The following is a 25622-nucleotide window of genomic DNA, read 5'->3' on the forward strand; positions in this document are numbered from 1 at the left end:
AGTGGGGAGTTTCCCTGTCCGCGGGGAGATTTAGTGTCCGCCAGCGGGCGACTGATCGTGTCCGCCACCGGGGAGTTCAAGAAGTCCGTTGACACTCACCTACCGCTACACCCCCACCCACCAGCACCTGGAAATCACCCACACCGGACCCGGCCACCCCGGACACCGGCACCCCTGCCACCTCGCGGTCGCCACCACCCGCTTCACCCGCCATCTCCTGGCCGCCCAACTCACCAACGACGGATGGACGCCACCCACGGAGCTGCCCTCCCGGCCACCGACTGCCACTACGCCCGCCCCCACCCCGACGGCACCCCGGCCTCCTGCTCTGGCCCTCCGCCACCACCATCGACCTCGGCCTCCTCAACGCCCTCGGCTGGACCCCCACCGTCCGCCACCTCATCCCACCCAGCACCCCGCCGTCACTCACGCCCTCACCACCAGCACGAGCCCCGGTCCGCTGTATGCCCCCGACCATCAGCTACTGCGTCGTCTGCGCACGCTGCCCCGCCACAGCCTCGCCCTCAGCCACCAGCCCGGCACCAACTCCACGCTCATCCGCCGGATGAGCACCACCGCACCCGGTGCGTAGCCGGGGCTTTTGGGCTCACCTTGGCTGGACCCCTACGCGCCCCGCCCTGGGGCCGGCATAGGGAGTGCGTCATCGTTATGGAGAGGACTCCAACGGTCCCCCAAGACGGTGATGTCATCCATCGCGCGGCTCATCAGGCACCTCCCGAGCCCGCGCGGCCCTGTTCGAGCGCGTAGCCGATCGCCGTCGCAGGGGTGAGCGACACGCCTTCCTCGCGGGCGCTGGTGAAGCGGTCGGTGCCGAGCGCCGTACGAATGGTCTCGGCGTGCAGCGACCTGTCGCGGACAAGTCGCTGCATACCGAAGAGGCCGATCGAGCCGATGGGGCGAATGGCCTCCGCCGCGCCGAGGAGACGGGCCGCGGTTTCGTGGCCGTCCACCGCGTGGATGGCCCAGGCGAGCGTTTCGATCACCGCCGCAGCGCCCACCCGGTCGTTGAAAGCGCGCTTCGCCTCGATGCATGAGAGAAGGAGGGGCACTGCGGTTTCGGGTGTGCCGCGAGCAGCCCGGCCCGGAGCACGTCTGCCCCGGCGGCGGTCGGCCTCACGCCGCGCTGTGACCGATGGTGTCGGGATACCGAACCATCCGGGCTGCAGCCGGCCTTTTCCATCCTGAAGTGGGTCGTGGCGCATCGAGAGCCGCTGCGCCACGACCGAGGAGGCGCGCGCTTCCTCGGTCGTGCTCCTTGGCCGTGCTGACCGACAGACCGGGTAGACGCGGCCCTACTACTGGGGGTAGGGGTCGTAGCAGTCTTGCACCGGGCGCCACCGGGAACACCGCCGGCGGCGCAGCCGCCGCCTTCACCGCACTCGACGTCCGCGGCAGAGGCACCGTCGACCGCGACACCTACCTGGCCGCGATCCACGACTTCCTCACCACCGGCACCTCCCCCATGGCCGACGCCTACCCCGATCCCGCCGGGACCGCCGCCTCCTGATGCAGGTGCGCGGGTCATAGCCACGGCCGCGGCGGTGAGGGAAGACAGCACAGTTGTCACCCGGGGTCGTACCGGTGTGGAGGGCGTGCAAGTGGCACGTCACCGAAGGGCCGCATGGGCGGGCTGTCTCACCAACCCGTGTTCACGGAGAACGGGTCACCGGGCGGGCCGCGCCCCCCTGGCGGTCCCACGCCGCCCTGGCCGCACAGGACTGGCGAGACGCGGGCAGGACGACGGTCCGCACGAGGGCATCGTCGCCGCCAGCGAGCATCAGGTCCTTCTGCGCATGACCGATCCGAGCGAGGTGGCTACCCCATCAGTACTCCTGGCGCGCTGCATCACGGTCCTCGGCACCCGGAGACGGGCGGGCCCGGTCTGCCCCATGCCGCGGCCTCCGCCCCATGGACCACTTGCCCCCGCGTACGACCGGCTGCCCCAGCTACGCCGGATCACCACGTGCTCCGCTGGCCAGCCACCCAATCCACGTGCTCTCGAGCCAGAGCCTCCTGTGAAAGGAACACCCCGTATGCGCCTGCCCATCCCCGCCACCGGGCGGCCCGGGAGGCGGCCCGGCCGCCGACTCCTCGCGACTGCCGGCTCCTTCTGCCTGGCCATGGCCTCGGTGACCGCCGCGGTACCGACCGCGCACTCCGCCCCGGCCGCGGCGCCGCTCGCCTACGTGACGAACTACAGCGACGACACCGTCTCCGTGATCGACACCGCCACCGAAACCGTCACCGCCACGCTCCCCGTCGGCGACGGCCCCAAAAGCGTGGCCGCCTCCCCGGACGGAGGCCGCCTCTACGTGAGCAACGGCGATGCCGGCTCCGTCACCGTGACCGACACCGCGACGGGAGCGGTCACCGCGACCATCCCCGTCGGCAGCGGCGCCAACGGCATCGCCGTCTCGCCCGACGGAGCCCGCGCCTATGTCGTCAACAGCGCCCTCCAGCGGCTGACGGTGATCGACACCGCGGCCGGTACCGTGACCGCCGCCATCACCGTCGGCAGCGCCCCGCAGGAAGTGGCTGTCTCCCGGGACGGCAGCCGCGCCTACGTCACCAACTACAACGCCCGCTCGGTATCGGTGATCGACACCGCGACGAACACCGTGACCGCCACCATCAACGTCGGCGGGTTCCCCCAGGGCGTCGCCGTCACCCCCGACGGCAGCCGCGCCTATGTCACCCGCCCCTACTCCAACTCCGTCGTGGTGATCGACACGGCCACCAACGCCGTGTCCGCCAATGTCCCCCTCACCGACGGCCCGTACGGCGTCGCCGCGTCCCCGGACGGTGCGCGCGTGTACGTCTCCCGGGGCCAGGGCGCCACCGTCGCCACGATCGACACCGCGACGAACACCGTGACCGCGACCACCGCCTCCGGAAACACTCCCCGGGGGGTGGCCGTCACCCCGGACGGCGGCCATGTCTACACCGCCAACGGCAACTCGGCCACCGTCTCCGTGATCGACACCGCCACCCACACCACCACCGGCATCCCCGTGGGCACCACCCCCGTCGACATCGCGATCGCCCAGCGCCCCACCGCCGACCTCGGCGTGGAACTGACCGCCACCCCCCGCCCCGGCCTGCTCGACGGCCGCATCGACTACACCGTGACCCTCACCAACCACGGACCCCACAGCCTCGCCTCCGCCACCGTCACCCTGGACCTGACCACTCCCACCGGAGCGACCAACTCCGACTGCGCCCTCACCGCCGGCAAGGCCACCTGCACCACCACCGCCCTCGCCCCCGGCGCCAGCACCACCCGCCAGGTCACCGTGCCCGTCGCCGTCCTCAGCCTCGGCACCCCCTACACCGCCACCGCCACCCGCACCACCAGCGCCCCCACCGACCCCAACCCCGCCATCGACAACACGTCCCGCACCTGCACCGCCACCACCGCACGCCTCATCAACTGCACCTGACCCGCCCCGCCCCGACAGGGCCGGGCACCGGCCCATCACCGGCCGTTCCTCCCCGGACTCGGGAGGAACGGCCCAGGGGCGGACCCCAGCGGGGTACGCCCGGTGTCGACGGGCGCGGCGCGGCCGTGTGCCGGACGTACTCCCTCTTCCCCCCGGGGAATGCTCGCGGGGGCCGACGGAGAGGACCGTGAGGATGCTGGAGCTGCCACGGCGGGGGCCCCAGGCCATCCCGCACGCCCGCCGTCCGGCGCCGGAGTCCCTGCTGCTGGGCGAGGACGGGATGCGGGCCATGGGCGGCAGGGCCCTGGAGATGCTCATCGCCCATGTCCGCGCGCCCTGCGACGGCGCTCCCGCGCCCGCGGCCACGGCCGCCGCGACCGCAGCGCGTCTGCGGGCCCGGTCGCCCGGGACCCCTACGGACACGGTTCCACCCCGGTGGGCGCGGACCGCGACCGACGCGAGGTGACCGTAGCCACGGCGATCGTCCGGTACGTCGTCTCCGGCACCGTCCTCACCGTCACGGTGGTCCGGCTCATCGCGTTCTGACGAACCCTGCAGGCGTGGCACGGCATCCACGCCCGCCGCGCGGTATCCAGCCAGATAAGACGGTTTTGTGCCATTCGTTCGCAACCCGCCTCCGGCAGCAATCATGCCCCGCTAGACAAGAAGGCCCGGGACGGTGTGCTGCTGTCCCGGTCTGTGCTGGTCGGACTCGGGGAGTGTGGACGGTTGCTGACGATCAACGTGGCCGTGCTGTTCGCGATCATCGTCTTCTTCCGGCTGCGGCGCCGTACGCAGGCCCGCAGCCGCAGCGAGGAGAGGACCACCGCCGTCATCGTCCTGGCGCTGGGTGTTCTGATCGCTCCGACCCCGGTCGGCCAGGGGATCCTGGGCGTCCTGGGGCAGCTCGCGAGCGGCGTCACGCAGGCCGGCCGGTGAGCCCCCGTGCACGCAAGAGGAGAGGGGCGGCATCGAGGCGCCCACCGGCGCGGAGGCGTACCCGTGGGCCGGGCCGGCGGGCGCGTGCGGATGACCGGTTGGCCGGTGTGCTGGTGGGCACGGTCCTGGGCGTCGCCCTGGTGGTGTCGGTCGTCAACTGGCTGCTGGCCCACTGGTGGATCCTGTTGGCCGTCGGCGTGCTCGCCGTGCCGGCCGGTGCCGGCCGGCTCCACCGGCAGCGGCAGCGGGCGCGGTGGGAAGCGGTCCGCACGCAGGGCCTGCGGTACGGGCTGTCCCAGTTGGACGCCCTGCACCACTCCCGTTTCGAGGACGCGATCCGCGACCTGATGCGCCGTGACGGCTGCCAGGACGCGGTCCGCGTCGGGGGCGGCGGCGACCTCGGCGCCGACGTGAAAGCCACCGACCCCTACGGACGGCGCTGGGTCATCCAGTGCAAACACCGCCGCGACGGACTGGCCGGCTCTGCCGTGGGCACCCCCGATCTCCAGGTCCTCAACGGCACCGCCCGCCCGGTCCACGGCGCCGACATCGCCGTCATCGTGACCAACGGCCGCGTCACCATGCCCGCCGTCACCTTCGCCCAGCAGCAGCGCCTCCACGTCGTCGACCGCCACACCCTCGCCGTGTGGGCCTCCGGCTCACGCCCCCTGTGGGAACTGCTCCGGGCCGTACCCCCACCCCGCAAACCCACAGCCTCCTCCTGACACCGACCCCGCCCACATCCGCCCCGCGCAGCGGGGGTGTTCCGTACCGCGCCCACTACGGGCTGTTCCACCTCTGGTGTTCCCCAACATCATGGGGGAACTCGCGAGTGGCGTCACCGAGGCCGGCCGGTGAGCCCGCCCTTACCGGCGCCCGCGTGGGAAGCAGGTCCGGGGAGTGGGCCAGTGATGGCAGAGGTCCTGGGAGCAGTGGTCGACCAGGCCGTGGGGCTGTAACGGCGTACCCGCCAGTGATCACGAGGGGTAGGGGGCACCGATGGCGAGGACGATCGACGGGCGGCGCCGACACCAGCCCTTGCCCGTTCAGACAGGTCGGATACCCGAACATTCGACGGCCCGGCATTCGGGACCCACTGCCGTCGGCACCTTCCTAACGTGGCGGCAGCTCAGACATGCCACGGACGAACAATGGAACACCTGCATGGCCTCCGATGCCCTGAACGGCCTCTTTCTGGTGTTGACCGGGCAGCAGATGCCCGATGCCGACCCGGAGCTGATGCGTGCCCATCTGGTGGTGCCGCAGCGTGAGCTGGAGCAGCGGCTCACCGAGGTCCAGGAGCTGCTGGTGCGGGTCGTACAGTCGGTGGCGGGTGAGTCGAACGGCACGTTCAGCGAGGCGTACTACGAGGCGATGATGACCCTGGCGCAGCCGGACGGCCAAGCCGTGCTGGCGGGGCTGCGGGACGCGGCCCGGCAACTGGGCGACGCCATGGAGGAGTCGGCCTACCAGGTCGAGTATCTGAACCTCATGATCGTGTTCCAGTTGGGCATGTTCCTGGTGGAGTTCGCGGCGACGTTCGTGATGGCGCTCTTCAACCCGGCCCAGGCACTGATGCGGCAGGCGTTCCTGCGGAACCACTACGGCAAGATCCTCTCCAGCCTGTGGTTCAGGGTGCTCCTCGCGATCGCGGAGCAGCAGGTGCTCCAGGTCGGGCTGGCGGTGGCCATGGACCGCCTCGCGCAGTGGACCCTGGCCCGGCAGGGAAAGCATTCGGCTCACGGAAAGAGCTATCTGGTGCAGGCCGTCGCGTTCGGGTCGGTGGCCGGGTTCGTGGCGGTGCCCGTCCAGTTCGCCGCGTCCTGGCTGGCGCAGAACCTGACGAAGCGTACGGCGCACGGGGCCGGGGACCGTCTGTTCGGCGAGTTGGACAGGGCGCTGGCCAGCCATCGGGGCGGGCCCGCGGCCAAGGGCGGCGGGGACGGGGCCGACGCTCGCGGGGACGGGCCCCCGGGGCCGAAGCCCGTACCGCGGCCCCGGCCCGGTCAGGACCCCGACGGTTTCACCGGGAAGACCCTCACCGCCACCGGCGGCGGCACGGGCGGCAGAGGGGCGGACAGGGAGTTCGCGCGGGGCTTCTCCGGTCAGGTGTCCGGGGTGGTGGAGCGGTTGTCGCGGGCCGGTGACCCGGGCGCCGCGGCCCGGTCCTTCACCGAGGGGATGGGGGATGTCTTCGCGCGCCGGTTCGCTGATGACCTGGCTGGGGACGGTCCCGCACGGGAGCTGGGCGAGAACTGGGCGGGCGCGTTCCTCCGGAACCTGGACCACGACGGAATGGGGGACGCGCTGAGGTCGGTGCTGCGGGACGGGCGACTGCCGGTCACCGCACTGGGGGACGATGCGGTGCGGGTCATGTCCGAGCGGGTGGCGCACTGGTTCGGTCCACGGGGGTGGGGCGGGGCGTTCCTGGGGTTCACCGTCCAGGGGATCGGCGACGGGGTGACCGGTGTCGGTGCGGAGGTGGTCTACAACGGGATCACGCAGCAGAAGGTAAGTGTCAGCGGGACCGGATTCCTGACCTCGGCGTTCAGTGAACGTTTCGCCGAGGGCCTCAACATGGGGGCGGAGCGGCTCGCCGCCAAGGTCAGACTGCCGGACGTGGCTCTGGGCGGCGGGCTGAACCTGGACACGGCCCTGGACGTGGTCAAGAACCCGGCGGCAGAGGGTCCCGGTCGTACCTCCACGACCAGCACCGGCGACGACAACGACTCGCCCCGTGAGGTCACGGCCGCGGCCTCAGCCCCGGTGGCCGGCCCAACCCCGGCCCCGGCCCCGGCCTTCCCGGGTGGCGACAGCGCGACCCGCCTCCACGCCCCGTTGCCGGGCACCGGTATCGGCAACGGCCCGTTCGGCACACCGGCCACGGACGACACGCTGAACGGCAGCGACCCGTCCGACGTAGCGATGACGCCGACCGTCCCGGTCATGCCGGTCATGCCCCTCACGTCGACCGGTGTGGTGACCGTCGGCATTCCGGTTGCCGAGGGTCCGGAGACGGATGCCCCTGCCGCGACGGTGCCCGTCATCGGACCCACGACCGTCACCGGTCCCACGACCGCTGTCGGTCCCCTGACGGTCATCGGTCCGTTGGCCGCCTCTCCGACGCCGGTCCCGGTCCCTACGCCCACGCCCTCGCCCGCTCCGAGTCTCCCCCCTGCCCCCGTCCCCGAGGGAGAAGGCGTACGCCAGCCGCTGAACAGCAGCCTGCCGTCAGGGGTCCGCCCGAGCAGTGCCGACCGCCTCTTCACCACGCTTGCGCCCGGCGCGGACACCACGGCGGTACGCGCCGTACCCGCCCAGCCGGTCGACGAGGTGCGGCAGACGGTACGGCGGTTGGAGGCACTGGCCCGCTCGGCGGGAATGTCCGACAGCGAGATCTCCCGGCTCACCCGCGAGGCCGCCACCACCGTGGCGTCCGGCGACGGGCGCGGCACCGAGGAACGCATCCGTGTCTCCCTGGACGGCATCAGGGCTCATGTCCTCGACCGGCAGCAAGCCGCGGTGCACGCCCACATCGCCGCCGGTCAGGGCAAGCCCGTCCCCTACGGTGTGCCGCACCCCCACTGGCAGACCGCCGCCGACGCCGTCCGCCACGCCCAGCGGTCGGGCGACATCCGTCTCGTGGCCGAGAGCCTGCGCCGCTACGCCGCCCTCATCGGCGCACACCCCGCCGGTCTCGGTGAGAACGTCCGGGGCGACACCCATCCGTCGCACATCCCCGCCGCGACCCGGCGTGTTCTCGGCTTGGCCGACGTACTGAACCAGCTCGGCGATCCGCACACCGCTCCGCAGGCCGTCACAGCGCACTCCCCCGCCCGGACCGTGTCCGAGGACGAGAAGGTGCCGTCACGCCTCAACGGTCCCGGCCGCGGCCGGGACCCGGTCCGGACGGCGGAGGGCGCCTTCCGGGTGCTGTCCGCCGATGACTCGCCGACCGGCCGTACAGACGGCCGTCCGGCCGACGACGCGCACGCGGCCCCTCATACGACCCCTCACCCGGTGCCCTCGACGCGCGAGAAGGCACTGGCGGAGGCCGTGCGCAGGGTCGTGCAATGGCGTGCGGACACGGCCCCGGCGGACGCACCGACGCGCCCCAGGGACTGTGCCGTCCTGCTGGCGCGGTTCACGAGGGAGATGTACCTCGGGGACGCCGCCGACGCAGTGCGTCCCCCGGATCGCGGGCAGACGGTCAGCGGAATACGGCCCGCCCGCGCCGTGGACGACATCGTGGTGGGCACCGGCCGTACGGACCAGCAACTGGCCACCGGTCCCGGCTGGGCCCGCCTCGACGACTGGGACACGGTCCTCGACGCCCTGAACCGGGCGGGCGAGGGCTCGACCGCGCTGATCCTCACCAGGGGGACCCACGACATCGGCCACGCCTACGCGGTCCACCAGGTCGACGGCACCGACAGCGGAGCGCGCTGGATTGAACTCCAGGCCGCGACACCCGACCGGCAGATCCGCACGACCCCCTCCGACATGGTCCTGGCCAACACCCGCGCCATCGTGGTCGACGGGAGCGGCCGGGTACTGCCCGGTGTGCTGTGGTCCGCGCCCGGCCGGAGCCTGGCCGACGCCCTCACCGACCCACCTCGCACCCACACCTTCGGCGCCACCGGAGAGGGCTCCGGGCAGCCGTCCGCCGCCGACCCGCCCCCTCCGGCCAAGACCCAGCGGGACAACATACTGGGCGACGTCACCGCGCAGGCACTCGCCGACTTCCTCGACATCCACAAGTTCACGCTGATCAGATGGGCGAAGCCGCCCGGTCCGCCGCGCGGTGCCAAGCGGGTGGCCTACGTAGCGGCACTGGCCCTGATCATGGAGGGCCGCGGCCTGCACCTCTATGACGGTACGAGCGAGCGGGCCTGGTACGACACGGTGATCACCCACCCCGGCGTGGCCCGGCGGATGGACCGGCTGCGCCCGGCCCTGCACGCCGCCGTCGTGTTCCTCCCGCCGCTCGACCGCCGCATCGTCATCCGCAGCGTTCCCCGCCAGGTGCTGGCCGACCTCATGAATGTGGACATCGACGACTACTCGGAGTGGGAAAGGAACACGCGCATACCCCGGGGCCAGCACCGTGTGGACTTCGCGGCGCTGTCGGCGCTGATGATGGAGTTCCGCGGGCTGGAGCACTACGCCGGCACCCCCGAACGGACCTGGTACGACGTGGCCACCGCCCATCCGGCCGTGGAGCTCGCCATGACCGCGTTCCGCGACGACGTCCGCACGCGCTTCTCCGAGATGGGTGCGGTCGGTCCGCCGGTGCCGGTCAGGCCGGCCTCACCCACTCCGCCTCCGCCGCTCGATCCTCCCCGGCTGCCGTCGACCGATCAGCGGAACAACATCCTGGGCCGCTTCACCCAGAAGCAGTTGGCCGACGTCCTGAGGGTCCATCGGCAGACGGTGGGGAACTGGGGGAACCTCGCCACTGAGCCGCAGGGCCCGCAGCGGGTGGCGTATGTGGCCGTGCTGGCCTTGATCATGGAGTTCCGTGGGGTGTACCTCTTCGCCGACACCTCCGAGGGTGAGTGGTACGAGGAGGTGGTCCGGCACCCTGAGGTGGGTGAGGCGATGGTGGAGCGCGGCGACGACGTGCACGCCCGGCTCTTCGGCCGCGGGGTCGTGCGGGGCACCCCGGACGGCACGTCCCGCACCCCGCCCGTGGCGCCCCCCGATCCGCAGGACGACCCGGACTCCGAGGTTCTCCCCCTCATCCGGCCGCCGGAGGTGCCGGGTCCCCTCGCGGTCCCCGCGGCGGGTCCCGCGGTTCCACGGACCGGAGGGACCGGCGGCACGGGCCTCCCCTATGCCGTCGATCCTTTCGCCCTGGTCCAGGCAGGCCTGCGGCAGGCGGCGGCTGAGGACGGACTGGAGATCCTGGATCTCGGAGGCGAGGGCGACTGCTTCTTCTCAGCCCTGAGCTGGACCGCAGGACTCCACCTCACACCGGACACGATGCGCGCGCAGCTCGGTGCGAGCCTCCAGGCGCGGTTGGACACGACCGGCAGTCTCGGCCCTGACATCGACGCCGTCCTCAACCGCGCACACCCGGTCCTCACCCACGCCGAACGTGCGGACTTCGTCCTCAGGCTCCGCACCCCGCGGCTGTGGGACAACGAGGTGGGCGACATCACTCCCGAACTCGCGGCCCACTTCTACGGGGTGCGGATCGGGGTCATCAGTGCCAGTCCCGGGGGTGTGTACCGGTCGGTGCACGGGGTCAGCGGTCCGCTGGTCCGGCTGGGCCAGCTCCAAGTGCCCTATCTCTACGGTCACTGGGTCGCCACCATCGACACCGGTACCGTCACCCTCAGTGGCCTGCACGGTCCGTGGGCCGTATCCGCCGGCCACCCGTCGCAACGTCGGGACAGCCCGCGCCTCCGCGATGACCAGGGCGACCGTCCCCGGGCGGGCGGCGGACCGGCCGAGACCCGGTCCGGCCCGCCGTCCCCCGTCCTCGACCCCCTCTTCCTCCCCGACAGCGACAGCGGCAGCGACGCCGAAACAGACACTGGTGGGAACACCGGCAGGGACACCCGCCGGGCGGGGAGCGGCCCGGCGGTCCCCGGCAACGCCGTGTACCCGGCCGGCTCCCTGAATCCCGACGGTTCCGCTGGTCCCCGGGATCTCTACGCCTCCACCGGATTCATGGACTTCATGGATCTCGACGACCGTCCTGCCAGTTCCAGCGACCACGCCGATTTCGACGATCTCGCTGATCTCTATGAGTTCGCTGATTTCGACGAGGGCATGGCCCAGGATCAGGACGGCACCACCGCCGACGGGCCGAGGGCCGAACCCGGGCGAGGGGGACAGAGCCAGGCGGAGTACGTGGCGACGCTGAACCAGCTCAACGAATACGTCGTGCGTACCGACCCCCGGGACGAGGACGTGGACCTTCTCGACCGGGTGATCGGCCGCGGCGCCCTGAGAAACCGCCTGGACGAGATCCGTGGCACCGGCCTTCTCTCCCGTCCGGCCCTGCCCCACAGCGTCCGTCAGCGCGTACGGCTGCGCGGTCGCATCAGCGGACGAAAGTTCACCGCGGCCATGGGGGCGACGCACCGCAGCCTCGCTTCCTGGGAGGACACCGGGGACATGCGCGATCCGTCGAGCAAGCACGCCGTGTCGTACGCCGCAGCGATGGCCGTGGTCGCCGAGCACCGCCTGTCCACGAGGCCTCGGGCCGACGACGCCCAGTACCTTCTGCTGTCCCTCGCCCACCCGGCCGTGAGAGCCCGGATGGGAGAACTCCGCGGTCCGATACAGGCACTGCTGAACGCCGTCCGCCCAGGCAGCCCGAGCTCGTCCGCCTCGCCGCGCCCGGACGACGTTCCCGGGACCGGCGCCGATGACCCTCCTTCCCGTCCTCCGCTGAACGCCCCGGCAGAGCGGAGCGGTTCCCTCGGCACCGGGAACCCCGGTGCCCCCGACGCCTTCCGTGCGGAACTGGCCGCCGACGCGCACAGGCGTGGGCTGCGGCTCCTGGAGTCCGGAAGAGGCCCTGACAGCTTCTTCCACGCCCTGGCCCGTACCGCCACTCCGGCCGGCATCACCGGGCTGGACGAGCCGACGGCCATGCGTGCCCGGTTCACCGAGTTCCTTCGCCGGGAGGAGCCGTACTACGAGTTGGTCTCCACCGTCTGGGACGACATCGCGAACCTCATCCAGCCGGACGGCGGGCCGCTCGCCCCCGAGGGGCGGCGGGCCGTGATCGAGGCCATCGGCGCCGCTGACCACACCGTGTTCGGGCTGGACCACATCCTGCCCGCGGTGGCCGCCCGGATGTACGGCCTGCGGATCGACTACCTCCGCCCCGGCATCACCGGCAGCGGCATCCACCACCTGGTGGCGCCCGCCCCGGACACCACCCACCCGGCCGCCCCCGAACGTTCCCTCTGGCTCGCCCACCTGCCGGACGCACACACCGGAGCGGCCCACTGGCTGGCCACGGAGCACACCCCGCCCCCCGTCGTCCCGGCCCCCGTCGCGCAAGCCCCCGCCGTCCGGCCTCCCGGTGTCCAGACCTCCACGAGTGGTCGGCGATCACGCCGCCGGCAGTCGGCCGCCCCCGCGGCGCCGTACCCTTCGTCCACCCAGCGTGCCTCCACCGGGAACAGGCCCCGGCCCAGCCGGGCGATCGACCGCGGCGTCATCCCCCTGACCCGTCTCGGCCAGGACGAACGCAGGGCTCTGCGCGGCACCATGACCCTGGCCGAACTCGGACTGATCTTCACATTGAAGCCGAAGAAAGGGGTCGTGCAGTCGTATGAGAGGGGCAAGGTGAAGACGATGCGAGGCGAACGCTACGCGGAGTACACGGCGATACTCGCAGTCCTCGTGAGAAGACGGGGTCGCGAGGACACGGAGCCCTACCGAACGTTTCTGGCGGAGGCGGAAGCCGATGTCCGGTTCAGTCGGCTGATGAACGATCAGGAGTTCCGGACGCGGGTCCTCGACGCCGCCGACGCCGCCGACCATCGTGTTCCGCCGCTCCCCGGACCCTACGACCGCTGGGCGCTGCGCGGCGGCATCAACCGGCGCACCATGGCCTCCTTCATCGGCATGGCGGGGTGGGGGATGGCGATCAGCAGTTGGGAGCGCGGCGTGCAGCCGGCCCAGAGATTCTCCGTCCCGTACGCGGCGGTCCTCGCGATCCTCGCCAAGCACCGGAACCTGCTCGACCAGCCGGCCCTCGCAGCGTTCCACGCCGAGGCCCGGAACGACCACCGGGTGCGGTTCCTGATGGACGACGCCGACTTCCGCCGACGGGTCACCCAGGCCGCCGCGCACACCGACCAGGCCCGCAGGGCGGTGCCGCTGCCCGATCCGGCGGACCGTGCTCGGCTGCGCGAGGGGGTCGAGGACTTCCCCGGCCTGATCCGGCCGGATCTGCTGCCGGGCACCGTCCGCCGCTGGCAGCAGAACACCAACCCGCTGAACGGCACGGACATCGAGATCTACGCGGCCGTGCTCGCGCTCCTCGCCGAGTACCACGGGTGGCTGGGGCAGCCGGGGTTCGAGCGCCTGACCGGGTTCGTCGACACCGCGCGTACCGATGAACGTGTGGCGTGGTGGATGGCGGACGAGTCGCTGCGGGAGCGGGTCTGGGCGGCTCTGCACCCCGGGCAGCCACTGCCGCCGGGTGCCCCCGCCGGTCCCCACGGGCAGGCCGTCCCAGGCGCGACCCCCGCGCCCGTCCCGTCCTCCCGGCGAGACGTCCCCTCACCCGCCCAGGAGATGACGAACGCCCTGCACGGGAGCGGCTGGGACGGTGTCGCACCACCCGAACCGCACACCTACGACATGGCGGCCCGGGTCATGGGGCAGGTGTTCTACGTGACCCGCGTCGGTGCGGACGGCACCTCGGCGCACTTCAGGTCCGGACAGTACGGGGACTCCGTCTACCTGCTGGAAGAGACGACCATGGTCTCCGGGTCGCTCCAGGTGGTGCTCACGGACGCGACGCTGGACCAGGCGCTCGCCCTGCACGGCGAACCACCCCTCACGCGGGCCGAGGAGGAGACCCTGGGCCCGACGGCGGCCCCGGACACGGCCCTGCCCGGGGACGTCCTGCCCGACGCCACCCGGCTCGGCAGCACCCTCCAGCACCACGTCCGCCGGACCCCTGTCGCCGTTCTGGCACTGCGCCATGTCGTTCCCGGACTCCTGCACGAACTGGGCATCACCGGCGCCCCCGGCACCGTCCAGCCCGGCCTGGTACACACCGCGGGCGAACAGCTCACCTGGGACGCCCTCCAGCCCGGCGGCGCACCGGCCCGGGACCTGATCGCCGGCACGGCTCAGGACACCGCGACAGCCATCCGGCTGGCCGCGTCCGACGCCCTGGCCGCCGACAGCCTGCCCCCGCCGGCCGACGGGGAACTGGAACTCGCCCTCGACTCCGTGCTCACCCGCGCCCTCGATCTGGATGCCTTCACCGAAGCGGTGATCTCCACGGTGGCGGTCCAGCGCAGCCTGAACGCCCGTTTCACCGACTCCGGAGAGGAGCCCGTCACGGCCGACGAGTACCGCCGGGCCGCTGGCCTGACCCCCCGCACTCATCTCGATCCCGCGCTGCTGATCGGGGCCAACCTGCTGCTGATCCGGATGGGCCGCCAGATCGCCACACCGGCGGAGCTGAGGGGCGCCCTCCTCAGGGGCGCCCGCACCGCCCCGGGCATCGCGGAGATCATCACGCAACAACGCGACCCCGAGCATTCCGACTGAGCTTGTTCTTCAGAGGGCGTTTAGCTCGCTTGTTCCACTTTTCGTGCCCGCCGCGCGCTGAGACGGCTCGCCTGTATCAGGCGATGCCGCCGGACAAGCGCAGCGCAGCCCCGTCCGCAGGCCTCGCGGGCGGCGAGGGTCAGGGCAGGCAGCAGCGGGGGAGGGTGCCTCTCTTGCCGGAGGATCCGCGGGCCGTCCTGGCCCCGGTGGACCTGGTGTGGGCGCGGCTGGAGCGTCCGGCCGCCTGCGGCCTGGTGGAGGCTGCCGCTCGCAGCCGAGCACCAGGCCGTCTTCGACGACGCCGAACAGGAACACCAGCAGCCCCGCGGAACACACGCCGCCTGATGGACCTGCACATCGATGTCGCCTGGATCCTCCAGGTCGCCTAGGCGGCGGGAGCGGGGGATCCGGCACCCGACGACTACGGCGTTCCCCTCGCGGCGGTCGCCCGCCGCCCGCGCCGACCTGTTCGGACAGCCCGTCTACGACAGCCCCTACGCCAGAGCCGCCGAACTGGTCCACACCCTGGGCCCGTGCCGCTGGCTGGACCGCTCCAACCTCGCCGTGGCCGCCGCCACCGGCGTCATGCACCCCGAAGCCGCCGGGATCCCCGCCAAACCCGCCCGCGAGGACGCCATCGCGCTGAAGGACCTGCTCCTCGACCCGGACTGCACCGCCGGCAGGATCGCAGCCCTCCTGCGGACCTGGCCCACCACCACCTGACACCCACCCCTTGACCGTTCGTCGCGGGTGGCCCGCTTGACGTGACGTTCCCGGCGACCGGTTCGTTCCGGCTGGGGCAGGGGATGCTTGGCATGTCCGGCCCGCTGCTCATCCCCCGTAGCGGCGGGCCGGACTCGGCCGACGACGGCTTCCGGGACGCCGCGGTACCGCGGGCCGGTGCGCCCAGCGCACTGACAGCCCGAGTGCCGTTGTCAGTGCCAGCGGCGATGATGCTGCCCATGATGCAGAACTACGCCCCCATCCCCAGAGCCCCGGTGTGGTGTGATCGAGCGCTTCACTCGGCAAGTGAGTGGCCGACTTGGCGAGCGGAGGTCCGCAGCTGGCACACCAGCTGCGGACCTCCGCCGTGAGTTCAGTGATCAGTAGGCGGCGCGTCCGTACCTCGTTCCACCACCTCCGGTTGTCACGAAGTAGAACGCCGTCCCGTCCAGCACCGTGTCCGCCACGACTTTGTAGCCGACGTCCTCGGCAACCCAGGTCCAGTGATCCTGGCAGGTGTTGTACCTGGCCCAGCAGACGGCAACCCACTGGCCACCGCCAGAGTCGATCCGCAGGTTGATGTCGTTGCAGCGGGAACTCGTGGTGTATGTGCCGCTGTACCCGTTCGGCGGCAGGGTTATCGCCACCGAACCGCCGTAGCAGGTCGTTGCGGCAGACGCCGTGGTGACCGACGCTGCGGTTGCGGCGGTCAGCCCACCGGCTACCAGAGCGGCGGTTGTCAGCGCTCTGATGGCACGTGAACGAATGTGCATGCTTCCCCCGGTCTTCTGTGCGCCGGTCCATCCGGCGTCCTCACGGACGGTACGGGCACGCGAGGCCAGCCGAAGAGGTCAATTCTGGGCAAAACTGACGTGACTTCTGTATCACTCTGGGATAAATGGAGCCGATTACGTAGGGGTCATGCGGCGCGGCCGTCCGGGTTGCCGGGTGGTGTGATCATGCGTCGGATCACCCGTGGGAGGGGGAGTCGTACCCGTTGTGGTGGCGGGCGGGGGAGCGGGTGACGGGCGGCGAGTGCTCTGCCGGCAGAGCAGCCAGAACACACCGCCCATCGTTTAGTTGCGCGCAATTGAATTGCGTGCTTCACTCTTCTCATCGGGAAGCCGAGAGGCCACCGAAACCCAAGACTTCCGGGCCCCAGCCCGATCCGGACCCGCCAACTCGCCAAGGAGCCCGCCATGGACACCACCCGCCGCTTCGCCCGCCGCACCCGGCTCGCCCTGGCCGCCGCGACCGCTCTCGCCTCCGCCGCGCTCCTCACCCCGGCCGCCTCCGCCGCGATCACCGACCACGCCGGGCCCGCCTCCGGCGCCAAGCCGACCGTCGTCCTCGTCCACGGCGCCTGGGCCGACGGCTCCGGCTGGAACGCGGTCACCAAGCGCCTCCAGCGCGACGGATATCCCGTCGTCGCCCCCGCCAACCCCCTGCGCGGCGTCGCGAACGACTCCGCCTACATCAACAGCGTCCTGAAGTCGATCGAGGGCCCGATCGTCCTGGTCGGCCACTCCTACGGCGGCACCGTCATCACCAACGCCGCCGCGGACAACCCCAACGTCAAGGCCCTCGTCTACATCGCCGCGTTCGTCCCCGACCAGGGGGAGTTGCAGGGAGAACTGCTGGGCAAGTTCCCCGGTAGCGAGATCAACGACGCCATCAACCCCGTCCCCTACACCCTCGCTGACGGCACGGGCGGCACCGACCTCTACCTCAAGCCCGACAAGTTCCGCCCGGTCTTCGCCGCCGATGTGTCCAGGTCGGACGCCGCCCTCATGGCCGCCGCCCAGCGCCCCTTCACCGCCGCCGGCTTCGAGGAGCCCACCCGCACCGCGGCCTGGCACACCATCCCCTCCTACGGCCTCGTCGCCACCAACGACAAGGCCATCCCCCCCGCCCTCCAGCGCTGGGAGTACGAGCGCGCCGGATTCGAGAAGGTCGTCGAGGCCCAGGGTGCCTCCCACGTCCCCTTCATCAGCCAGCCGGGCAGCACCGTCAACCTCATCAAGGACGCCGACCGCGCCACCCGATAACCGCACCGCACTGAAAAAGACGTCGGCCTCCAGGACCCTCACCAGGTCCTGGAGGCCGACGTCACGACCGTACGGAGAACTGCTTCGGCTGCGGCTTGCGCACCGGATGGTTCAACCAGGCGCCTGGCGGCAGAGTTGAGGCCGGGCATGGACGCCGACACCGCCTGGATACTGGCACGGTTGCGACAGCATCCGGAGGAGCGTGCCTGCGCGATGTACCGCCTCGGCAGCAAGGACCTGCTTCGGGCTGACCGCACCGGTCAGCCCCACATTTGGGAATGACGTTTCGCCTGGCTCTCCTCACCCATGCACCGGATTCGTTGCCCGCTCCAGCACTGGTAGCCGGGCACTGCACCGACGGGTACAGCACAACGGGCTGTCTGGCCCGCCGATGCCCCCCGAGGGGACAGTCCAGCCCTGCGGTCCTGCTTGCTGCCGGTGGTGTTCAGGGTCTCGGTCATCACGGCCTCCTACCGGCACCGGTGCGCAGGATCTCGGGGATGACCAGCGCGCCGCAGGGGTGGTTTGCACAGCACCGCGGCCGTCGAACAGGTCGGCTCCGTCAGCGGCGTTCTAGACCGGCGGACTCGTAGATCCGCCGCAGCGGCCGATCGTGTGCTTCCGCTGCTGGGCGCCGCCCGGCGGGCCGACTCTCCGGGCAGAAGCGATCAAGGGGGAAACATGGATCTGGAGCCCACCGAACTGTCCAAGGCGATCAAGGCGGTGCGCGGGGGACTCGCGGCCGCGCAGCAGGACGGGGACGGGATGACGATGGGACTGCGCTCTGAACGGGTGATTGCTCGGGAGGAGCACCGGTCCGGCGAAAAGACGGCTGACGCCTTCCCGGACTGACGACGGTTCCGCCTCCCACGGTCGATCGGCTCGGCGAGAGGCCGCTCGCAAGGGCACCCTGCAGATGTGGTGTCCAGGAAGGCCCCCCGGCGCCGTCAGCCGATGTGATCTCCGCGTTCGACCCGTCCAGGACTGAAAGCCGCCTGCTGGTCACCAGCCGCTTCACCTTCACGCTCGGCGGGCCGACTGCGCCGCACGGGCGGTGTCCGCCCTGCGGCAGGGCCCAGCAGTCGCTGCCGCAGGGCTCGGTAGTCGCGCGGTCGCCCTCCTTGACCGCCATGGCCACGAGGTTCCTGTCACCCTGCTCCGGGTTGTCGCCGACGCGGCCGTCACCATCGAGCGCAAGAACGCCGACATCCCGGCGACCCAGGCGTCCTCGACCCGGGTCTGCTGTTGCCGACGGGTTCGAGCTGGTCGTCGACGGTCGGCGGGTCGGCACCCGGCGGCGACTGGAGACCACGGACGTCGAGGGTGGCGAGGGCGGTCTCCTCGTCGGGGGTGAGGGGGGTGAGGCGTCCGGCGGCGAGGGCGTTGAGTATTAGCACCTGTGACCAGGCTTGGCCGCATCGTTCACCACCGGCCAGTCGTTGCACCTCGACGGTGGCTGGCTCATGCGAATCCGGGTGGTGGAGTTTGAGGCGGTGATCAGCCCCGGCCGGCACATGACGCTGCCGCAGGGACAGAGCCTGAAGTTCAGCCCGACCCTGGTCGGCCGGACTGTTACGGTCTGGGTCAGCCACCGCACCGTCCACGTCCTGCTCGACGGACAGCTCATACGCACCCGCTCGATGGCCTTCACCGACGCCGGCCTTCAGTGGCTGATCATGGGGGGCGGCCGGACCGGCGGGCCCGAGCCAAGGGGAGGCATCAGCGCGGACAAACCCCTGGCGCCCGCAACGGTGGTCGAGGTCGAGCGCAAGGCGTCCAAGGACGGGATGGTCTCGCTCGGGCAGACCCCCGTCGACCTCGGCTCCGAACTCATCGGCAAACGCGTCATCCTGCGGTTCGACGGCAGCATGATGTACGGCATCCACGCCGGACTCCTGGTCAAGACCCTGCCCGCCCCGATCCCGCACCAGCGACGCGCCAAACTCACCGGCGCCCGGGGCGCCACGACACCGCTGCCGCCGCCCCCGTCCCAGCCACGGCGGGCCATTCGGCGCGTCGGAGCCGACGGCACCTTCGTCGCACGGCAGGGACTCCGTCCCGGCGTCGCGCACGCCGGCAAGACCATCACCGTGGTCATCGAGGAGACCTGCTTCCGTGTACTCGACCGCGAGGTCGAGATCTCCGCCCACCCCCGCAAAGGCGACCCTGTGACCCGCTACCGCGCAGACGCGCGCTGACCCGTCAACCCTCACCTGGAACCGTCCAGGATCATGCGGGACACCGTCAAGTAAGTCCCAGGACTGAACTGTCAAGCATCTCCCCGGACCTCCCACGTCAAGCAGCGCCGTCAACCTGGGAACGACGCTGGCGGCATACACGTACCTTGACCGCTCGGACAGCGGCCCGCGGATCTCCCTCATGGAGGGAAGGGACCTGTGGCTGCCACGGGCCTTCTTCCAGTTGTCGGCGCTGCCCGCCGATGAATCTGGCGCCGGACCGCAGCACGGGACATTCCGGTCAGGCCCGAGGACTTTGACCGCTGAGAGCGTTGAGCCACTGGCCCCACCGGCCCCACCGGCGCGGGCAACCGCTGTGGCGCGTGGACCGACGCGAACCCTGGCGGGTCTTCACTATGGGAATGACACCGCGAATCCCCCATGTCATGGATCTCTGGGAGCACGTGGTCAGCCTGCTGGGACTGAGCGGGTCCGCGTTCGTTTCCTGGTCCGCCACTCCTGGAATTCTGGGTATGAACGGCAGGGGGAGCGAGTGGGCCGGCTTCCTCTATGTGGGACTTTTGCCCGGCGGACCCGACGCCAGCGCAGCCAACCGTGGAATCGTCAGTAACCCCCCATATGTGGCAACGCGAGGTAACCGCGTTCGGAGGAACTGCCCGCCGCTTCGTCGCGGGAGCCTTTCGCGTTGCGCCCGAACGCCCTCGTCTCCAGGAGGACTGGGTCCCCGGCGAACACTTCGGCCGTTCCCTGCTCCGCGCCGCAGCCACCCTTGAGGAGATCGTCGGGACGATCTCCTCAAGGGGGAATCTCCGTCGAGGTGTGACACCCGGTGCTCGATGCGAACGAGGCCGGAGCGGACCGGCGGAGGCATCGCGCGTCCTGCTCCACCAGCGTCACGAGCGCCGTCGCCGCGACACCCGAGTGCGCCCGCGGTTCCATCCCGGGCGGCGGTGCTGACCCAGGAGCACACCCTTGACTGATCATTCAGAATGAGGCTCGAAGTCATCGCGAGCAGATGATGAGGCAGGCGAGTCGGAGTGGTCCGCAGCGGGCGTACTCGCGGTACTCCGGATGCTCACCAGTGTGATCGGGTCTCTGCCACAACTTGGCGACCTGCGGGAGCCGCAAGGTCACTCACTGAGGGGTCTCGTGTTGCGGCATGCGGTACTTCTCCGTGATCCAGCCACGGACCGCGTCGGCGAAGGCATGTACCTGGTCATGTGTCAGGTCCTCGTGATGCCCCGGGACGTCGATCGTGTCGTGGGGTTGTGGCCACATGGGCCTCCAGTCCCTGTCCGGGTCACCGTTCAGCATGTCGGGCAGTGGCTCCGTCGCCCGTACGAGCAAGGTGGGGACCGGAACCGGTTCGGCGGGCCGCCAGGATTCGGCCAGCATCCGGTTGTAGGCGCCCATGGCGGCCAGGGGTGTGTCGCCGACCAGTTCCTCGAACCGGTCGCCGGCTCGCGCCACCCGGTTCGGCGGCAGGCCCAGCAGCCACCGGCGGGTGCGGGCTTCCTCGGTGACCTGGTAGGAGTCGCCGAGGACCAGTGCGGCGGGAGGGTGACCCAGGTCGACCAGCCTGCTCGTGACGGCCTGGGCCGTACAACCGCCGACGGAGTACCCGAGTATCGCGACCGGCCGGTCGGCGAAGTGGGTCCGGACGGTTTCCGCGTGCAGACTGATGAGCGTCTCCCAGTCCTGCGGCACGTGGTCGCCCTGGGTCAGGCCCGGGTACTGGATTTCGAAGACATCGCGTTCGCCTTCGAAACAGGGGGCGAATCTGCCGTAGCTGCCGATCCCGGCCGGTGGAAAGAAGCTGGGGAAGCACACCAGCGCCGGTCCGTCGGGCCCGTTTGCCATCCGGGTCGGGGCCACGGCGTGGGCGCGGCCGTCCTTCACTCCGAACGTCGGAAGGGCCCGGGATGCGGCCATCACCAGGTCCATCGCCGCGGCTACGTCACCTGACGCGCACACCTCGCGGTAGAAGGTGGCGAACCGCCGCGCGCCCGGCACGGTCGCCGCGGGGGCAGCGTTCTCGTCCGCCCGGGACTGGGTGAGCAGTTCCAGCAGGTGTCCCTGCAGCCGCTCCTCGGTGCGCAGATCGAGCGCCAGGGACGGCGACAGCCGCAGACCGGTGGCCGCGCTGAGCCGGTTGCGCAGTGTGACGCCTGACAGTGAGTCGAATCCGAGCTCGGCGAAGGTCCGCCCGGAGGGCATCGCGGCCGGGTCGGTGTAGCCGAGGATCTCGGCCGTCTCCGTCCGGATCAGGTTCGTCATTTCCACCCGGAGTTCCTGTGGTGTCAGCTGGGTCAGGCGGGCCCGCTGCACCGTGGGGCCGGTCGGCCGGCCGCCGGTGGTCCTCGCCGCGGGGCGGGCCGCCCGTACCATGCCGCGGAGCACGGCCGGGACCGGCGTCCGGCTGCGATTGAGTTCCCTGCGGTCTATCTCGATCGGCGCCAGGACCGCGGCTCCGGTGCCGAGAGCGGTGTCGAACAGGTCGAGGCCGTCTTCGGCCGACAGCGGTGCGAGCGGGCCCATCTTCAGTCCCGCGGCCATTCCCCCACCGTGGCCCCAGGGCCCCCAGGCCAAGGACAGTGCCGGCAGACCCCGGGCGGCGCGGTGTCGGGCCAGGGCGTCCAGGAAGGAGTTGGCGGCGGCGTAGTTGGCCTGGCCCGCGATGCCCATCTGGCCGGAGATGGACGAGAACAGCACGAGGTCGTTGATGCCCGCCCGCTGTGTCCACTCGTGCAGGTGCCAGGCCGCGTCGGCCTTCGGGCGGAGCACCGTGGCCATCCTCTCGGGCGTCTGGGCCTCCAGTACACAGTCGTCGAGCACCCCGGCAGCGTGGACCACGGCGCTCAGGGGTGGTTCCGCCGCATCGGCGAGGCGGGTCAGCGCGGGCCCGTCGGTGACATCGCAGGCGGCGACGCGGACCTGTACGCCGTCGGGGAGGGCGGCGCGGAGCGCGGCGAGCCGGTCGTCGGTCATCGCGTTGCGGCTCACCAGCAGCAGGTTCCTGGCGCCGTGCGCGGTGGCCAGATGGCGGGCGAGAAGGGTGCCCAGCGAGCCGGTGCCGCCGGTGATGAGCACCGTACCGTTCGTGTCGAGGGTGCCGCGGGGACCGCCGGGCTGCGGGGTGAGCCTGGGCACGAGAACTCTGCCGTGGCGCACGGCCGACTGCGGTTCGCCCGAGGCCATCGCGGTCGTCAGTGCCCGTTCGGACTCGGGGCTGCCGTCGAGATCGATCAGCACCACGCGGTCGGGGTGTTCCGCCTGCGCGGCCAGGGCGAGTCCCCAGACCGCGGCGGCGGCCAGGTCGGGGTCCGCGACCGTCGCCAACTGGGTCACCAGCACCAGACGGCCGCCGGTGTGCGCTTGTTCGGCGGCCCATTTCTGGAGCACGCCGAGCACCTCCAGTGTTCCGGCGTGGACGGCGGTGACGGGATCGCTGTCATCGTTGGCCGTCCGGCACCGCACCACCGTGTCGAGCGCGGGCGCGGCGGCTGTGGCGCCGCCGGAATCGGCGTCCGCCCAGTCCATGGTGTAGAGCGTCGCCGCCGAAGTGCCGGTGCCCGCGGCGCCGCCCGGCTCGGTCACCCTGGTGACCACGGACCCCGCCTGTGCCACCAGAGTGCCCTGGGAGTCGTAGAGGCCGGCACGGATGTCGCCGCCGTCGGTGCGCCACAGCCGTGCCCGGACCCGGCTCACGCCTTCGGTGGACAGCCGTATGCCGTTGCAGGCGAACGGCACGCGGACCCCGGCATCGTCGGCGGCCTGCGCAGGCCGGGCGATCGGGAGCGCGTGCAGGGCGGCGTCGAAGAGCGCGGGGTGCAGCCCGAACTCCGGGGCGTCGGAGGACCACTCCGGCCCGAGGGCGACCTCGGCGAACACCTCGCCGCCGCGCCGCCACGCCGCGCGTACGTTCCTGAAGGCGGGGCCGTACTCCATTCCCTTGTCGGCGAGCTCGGCGTATCCGCTGTCCACGTCCACCGGCTCGGCGTCGTGCGGGGGCCACTGGGCAGGGAGCGCGGCATCCTCGGAGGGCGCGCTGTGCGGCACCATCGTGCCGGTGGCGTGCTGGGACCACGTCTGCCGGACCCCGTCCTGTGTCCGGCAGGCGTGCACCTCGACGCCGCGTCGGCCTTCCTCGTCGGGTTCGCCCACCATGACCTGGACCAATACCTCCCCGGACGGCACCAGGACCAGTGGGGTGTGGACCACGAGTTCCTCGACGTCCGGGCACCCCGCCTCGGCGCCCGCCCGGGTGGCGAGTTCGACGAGCGTGGTGGCCGACACGACCACCTGGCCCCCGATGATGTGATCGCGGAGCCATGGCTGACGCTCCAGCGACAGCGTGCCCCAGCACAGCACCCGGTCGCTGCCGGGTACCGGTCCGGCGTGGTTCAGCAGCGGATGTCCGAGCCTGCCGGGGTCCACGGCGGGCGACGCCTGCCTGTCCAGCCAGAATCGCTTCCTCTGGAACGGGTAGGTCGGCAGTTCGGCCCGCCGGATGCCGCTGCCGTCGAAGACCGCGTCCCAGTCCACCGGGACGCCGTGCACATGCAGGTGGGACAGCGCGTCCAGCGCGGCGGTGGTCTCATCGGTCCGCTTCCCGCTGAGGGCCGCCACCACGGGGGCCGCCTCGGGGTCCGTACGGCCGCTCTGGGCCACGCTCTCCTCTACCAGGGGGGCCAGCGCGCTGCTGGGCCCCGCCTCCAGGTAGGCGGTGACACCGGCGGCGTCCAGGGCACGCACCGCGTCGGCGAAGCGCACCGGCAGACGCGCCTGACTCACCCAGTACTCCGGCCGGGCCAGTTCGTCGGCGTCGGCGAGGCGTCCGGTCACGGTCGAGACGAGGGGGATGCGCGGGAGGCGGAAGACCGTGTCCCGGATCGCCGCGCGGAAGTCGGCGAGCATCGGCTCGATCAGCGGCGAGTGGAAGGCGTGGCTGGTACGCAGCCGGCTCGTCCTGCGCCCCGATGCCTCGAACATCGCGGCCACCGCCGTCACCGCCTCCTCCTCCCCGGAGAGGACCACCGACCGCGGGCCGTTGACGGCCGCCAGCGCGATCACCCCGGGCCGGTCTCTCAGGGCGTCGGCCGCCTCCTCCTCCGTGGCCTCCACCGCCAGCATCGCGCCACCGGCCGGCAGCGCGCTCATCAGCCTGCCCCGTGCGCTCACCAGAGCCGCGGCGTCGGGAAGGTCGAGGACCCCGGCCACATGGGCCGCCGTCAGCTCGCCGACCGAATGACCGGCCAGATAGTCCGGCCGGACACCCCACGACTCCAGCAGCCGGTACGACGCCACCTCATGGGCGAACACACCGGCCTGCGCGAAGTCGGTGCGGTTCAGCAGATCGGGGCAACCGGATATCACCTCGCGCAGCGGGCGCTCCAGATGCTGGTCGAGGATGTCGCAGACCTCGGTGAACGCGTCGCCGAAGGCGGTGAAGGCATCGCTGAGCCGGGAGCCCATGCCCGGTCGCTGCGAGCCCTGGCCGGTGAAGAGCACCGCCAGCCGGTGCTCCCCGCTCAGGCCGGTGCGTACCGCCGGGTGCCGTTCGCCGCCCGCGAGCGCGGCCAGTGCTTCCCTGTCACCGGCCGGGACGGCGGCACGATGGCGCAGCGCGGACCGGCCCACGGCCAAGGTGCGCGACACATCGGTGCCGGGCTGCGGAGCGAGTGCGCCGAGCGCGGCGGCCTGGGCGCGCAACGCGTCCTCGCCGGCTCCGGAGAGCAGCCAGGGCACGGCCGGCGCGGTGCGGGTGGTGGCGGGCTCACGCTCCTGCGGGGGTGCCTCCTCCAGGATGACGTGGGCGATGGTGCCGCCGATACCGAAGGACGACACCCCGGCCCGGCGGGGATGGTCCGACGCAGGCCAGGCCTGTTCGCGCACTGCCAGCCGTACCGCGCCGCTGTCCCAGTCCACGTGGGGTGACGGCTGGTCGACGTGCAGGGTGCGGGGGACCTTGCCGTGGTGCATGGCCTGCACCA

General features: G+C 71.6%; 14 protein-coding genes and 1 pseudogene. 11 read left to right on the top strand and 4 right to left on the bottom strand.

The genetic code is table 11. The features are described from left to right. Nucleotides 1-88: 88 nt before the first annotated feature. Entirely contained in the window at nucleotides 89-592 is a 504-nt protein-coding gene (locus ABZX40_RS39065) for a hypothetical protein (RefSeq protein WP_355751148.1), read from the top strand. Nucleotides 593-725: 133 nt separating this feature from the next. Here ABZX40_RS39065 and ABZX40_RS39070 read toward each other — a convergent pair whose 3' ends face one another. Continuing rightward, nucleotides 726-1004, bottom strand: coding sequence for a hypothetical protein (locus ABZX40_RS39070; RefSeq protein WP_355751151.1), 279 nt, complete (start codon nucleotides 1002-1004; stop codon nucleotides 726-728). A 278-nt stretch (nucleotides 1005-1282) separates the two neighbouring features. Here ABZX40_RS39070 and ABZX40_RS39075 point away from each other — a divergent pair, with 278 nt between their 5' ends. The 7 genes and pseudogenes from ABZX40_RS39075 to ABZX40_RS39105 all read left to right on the top strand — a co-directional run bounded on the left by ABZX40_RS39075 (nucleotide 1283) and on the right by ABZX40_RS39105 (nucleotide 15383). Beyond that, the gene (locus tag ABZX40_RS39075; protein ID WP_355751154.1) at nucleotides 1283-1528 is read left to right on the top strand and encodes a hypothetical protein; all 246 of its coding nucleotides are present in this window, start codon (nucleotides 1283-1285) and stop codon (nucleotides 1526-1528) included. 526 nt (nucleotides 1529-2054) lie between these two features. Continuing rightward, on the top strand, nucleotides 2055-3461 hold the full coding sequence (locus tag ABZX40_RS39080; RefSeq protein WP_355751157.1) for a beta-propeller fold lactonase family protein: 1407 nt from the start codon (nucleotides 2055-2057) through the stop codon (nucleotides 3459-3461). Nucleotides 3462-3797: 336 nt separating this feature from the next. Then, the gene (locus ABZX40_RS39085; RefSeq protein WP_355751169.1) at nucleotides 3798-4007 is read left to right on the top strand and encodes a hypothetical protein; all 210 of its coding nucleotides are present in this window, start codon (nucleotides 3798-3800) and stop codon (nucleotides 4005-4007) included. A 183-nt stretch (nucleotides 4008-4190) separates the two neighbouring features. Beyond that, nucleotides 4191-4400: a hypothetical protein gene (locus ABZX40_RS39090; protein ID WP_355751160.1), complete on the top strand. Its 210-nt coding sequence runs from the start codon at nucleotides 4191-4193 to the stop codon at nucleotides 4398-4400. 98 nt (nucleotides 4401-4498) lie between these two features. Then, nucleotides 4499-5125 carry a restriction endonuclease gene (locus tag ABZX40_RS39095; protein WP_355751163.1) on the top strand — a complete coding sequence of 209 codons (627 nt, stop codon included), beginning with the start codon at nucleotides 4499-4501 and terminating at the stop codon, nucleotides 5123-5125. 439 nt (nucleotides 5126-5564) lie between these two features. After that, nucleotides 5565-14660: a hypothetical protein gene (locus ABZX40_RS39100; RefSeq protein ID WP_355751166.1), complete on the top strand. Its 9096-nt coding sequence runs from the start codon at nucleotides 5565-5567 to the stop codon at nucleotides 14658-14660. A 344-nt stretch (nucleotides 14661-15004) separates the two neighbouring features. Beyond that, nucleotides 15005-15383 (top strand): annotated as a pseudogene (locus tag ABZX40_RS39105) (fic family toxin-antitoxin system, toxin component). 380 nt (nucleotides 15384-15763) lie between these two features. Here ABZX40_RS39105 and ABZX40_RS39110 read toward each other — a convergent pair. Next, nucleotides 15764-16156 (bottom strand): hypothetical protein, encoded by a 393-nt coding sequence (locus tag ABZX40_RS39110; RefSeq protein ID WP_355750629.1) that lies wholly within the window; start codon nucleotides 16154-16156, stop codon nucleotides 15764-15766. A gap of 426 nt (nucleotides 16157-16582) precedes the next feature. Between ABZX40_RS39110 and ABZX40_RS39115 the strand changes: the two genes are divergently transcribed. Both ABZX40_RS39115 and ABZX40_RS39120 read left to right on the top strand, forming a co-directional pair. After that, nucleotides 16583-17431: an alpha/beta hydrolase gene (locus tag ABZX40_RS39115; protein ID WP_355750631.1), complete on the top strand. Its 849-nt coding sequence runs from the start codon at nucleotides 16583-16585 to the stop codon at nucleotides 17429-17431. Between the two features lie 681 nt (nucleotides 17432-18112). Beyond that, nucleotides 18113-18283 (top strand): hypothetical protein, encoded by a 171-nt coding sequence (locus ABZX40_RS39120; protein WP_355750634.1) that lies wholly within the window; start codon nucleotides 18113-18115, stop codon nucleotides 18281-18283. Between the two features lie 329 nt (nucleotides 18284-18612). Here ABZX40_RS39120 and ABZX40_RS39125 read toward each other — a convergent pair whose 3' ends face one another. Beyond that, nucleotides 18613-18828, bottom strand: coding sequence for a hypothetical protein (locus ABZX40_RS39125; RefSeq protein ID WP_355750637.1), 216 nt, complete (start codon nucleotides 18826-18828; stop codon nucleotides 18613-18615). Between the two features lie 66 nt (nucleotides 18829-18894). On the opposite strand from ABZX40_RS39125, the gene ABZX40_RS39130 reads away from it, so the two are divergent. Continuing rightward, nucleotides 18895-19629, top strand: coding sequence for a hypothetical protein (locus tag ABZX40_RS39130; RefSeq protein WP_355750640.1), 735 nt, complete (start codon nucleotides 18895-18897; stop codon nucleotides 19627-19629). 1134 nt (nucleotides 19630-20763) lie between these two features. Here ABZX40_RS39130 and ABZX40_RS39135 read toward each other — a convergent pair. Further along, entirely contained in the window at nucleotides 20764-25611 is a 4848-nt protein-coding gene (locus tag ABZX40_RS39135) for a type I polyketide synthase (RefSeq protein ID WP_355750642.1), read from the bottom strand. Nucleotides 25612-25622 lie beyond the last annotated feature (11 nt).

Source organism: Streptomyces sp. NPDC004610 (assembly GCF_040609715.1).
GTDB lineage: Bacteria > Actinomycetota > Actinomycetes > Streptomycetales > Streptomycetaceae > Streptomyces.

Coding starts and splice junctions, on each gene's coding strand:
- ABZX40_RS39115 (WP_355750631.1), top strand. CDS start 16,583: ATGGACACCACCCGCCGCTTCGCCCGCCGCACCCGGCTCGCCCTGGCC.
- ABZX40_RS39110 (WP_355750629.1), bottom strand. CDS start 16,156: ATGCACATTCGTTCACGTGCCATCAGAGCGCTGACAACCGCCGCTCTG.
- ABZX40_RS39080 (WP_355751157.1), top strand. CDS start 2,055: ATGCGCCTGCCCATCCCCGCCACCGGGCGGCCCGGGAGGCGGCCCGGC.
- ABZX40_RS39135 (WP_355750642.1), bottom strand. CDS start 25,611: ATGCACCACGGCAAGGTCCCCCGCACCCTGCACGTCGACCAGCCGTCA.
- ABZX40_RS39130 (WP_355750640.1), top strand. CDS start 18,895: ATGCGAATCCGGGTGGTGGAGTTTGAGGCGGTGATCAGCCCCGGCCGG.
- ABZX40_RS39120 (WP_355750634.1), top strand. CDS start 18,113: ATGGATCTGGAGCCCACCGAACTGTCCAAGGCGATCAAGGCGGTGCGC.
- ABZX40_RS39100 (WP_355751166.1), top strand. CDS start 5,565: ATGGCCTCCGATGCCCTGAACGGCCTCTTTCTGGTGTTGACCGGGCAG.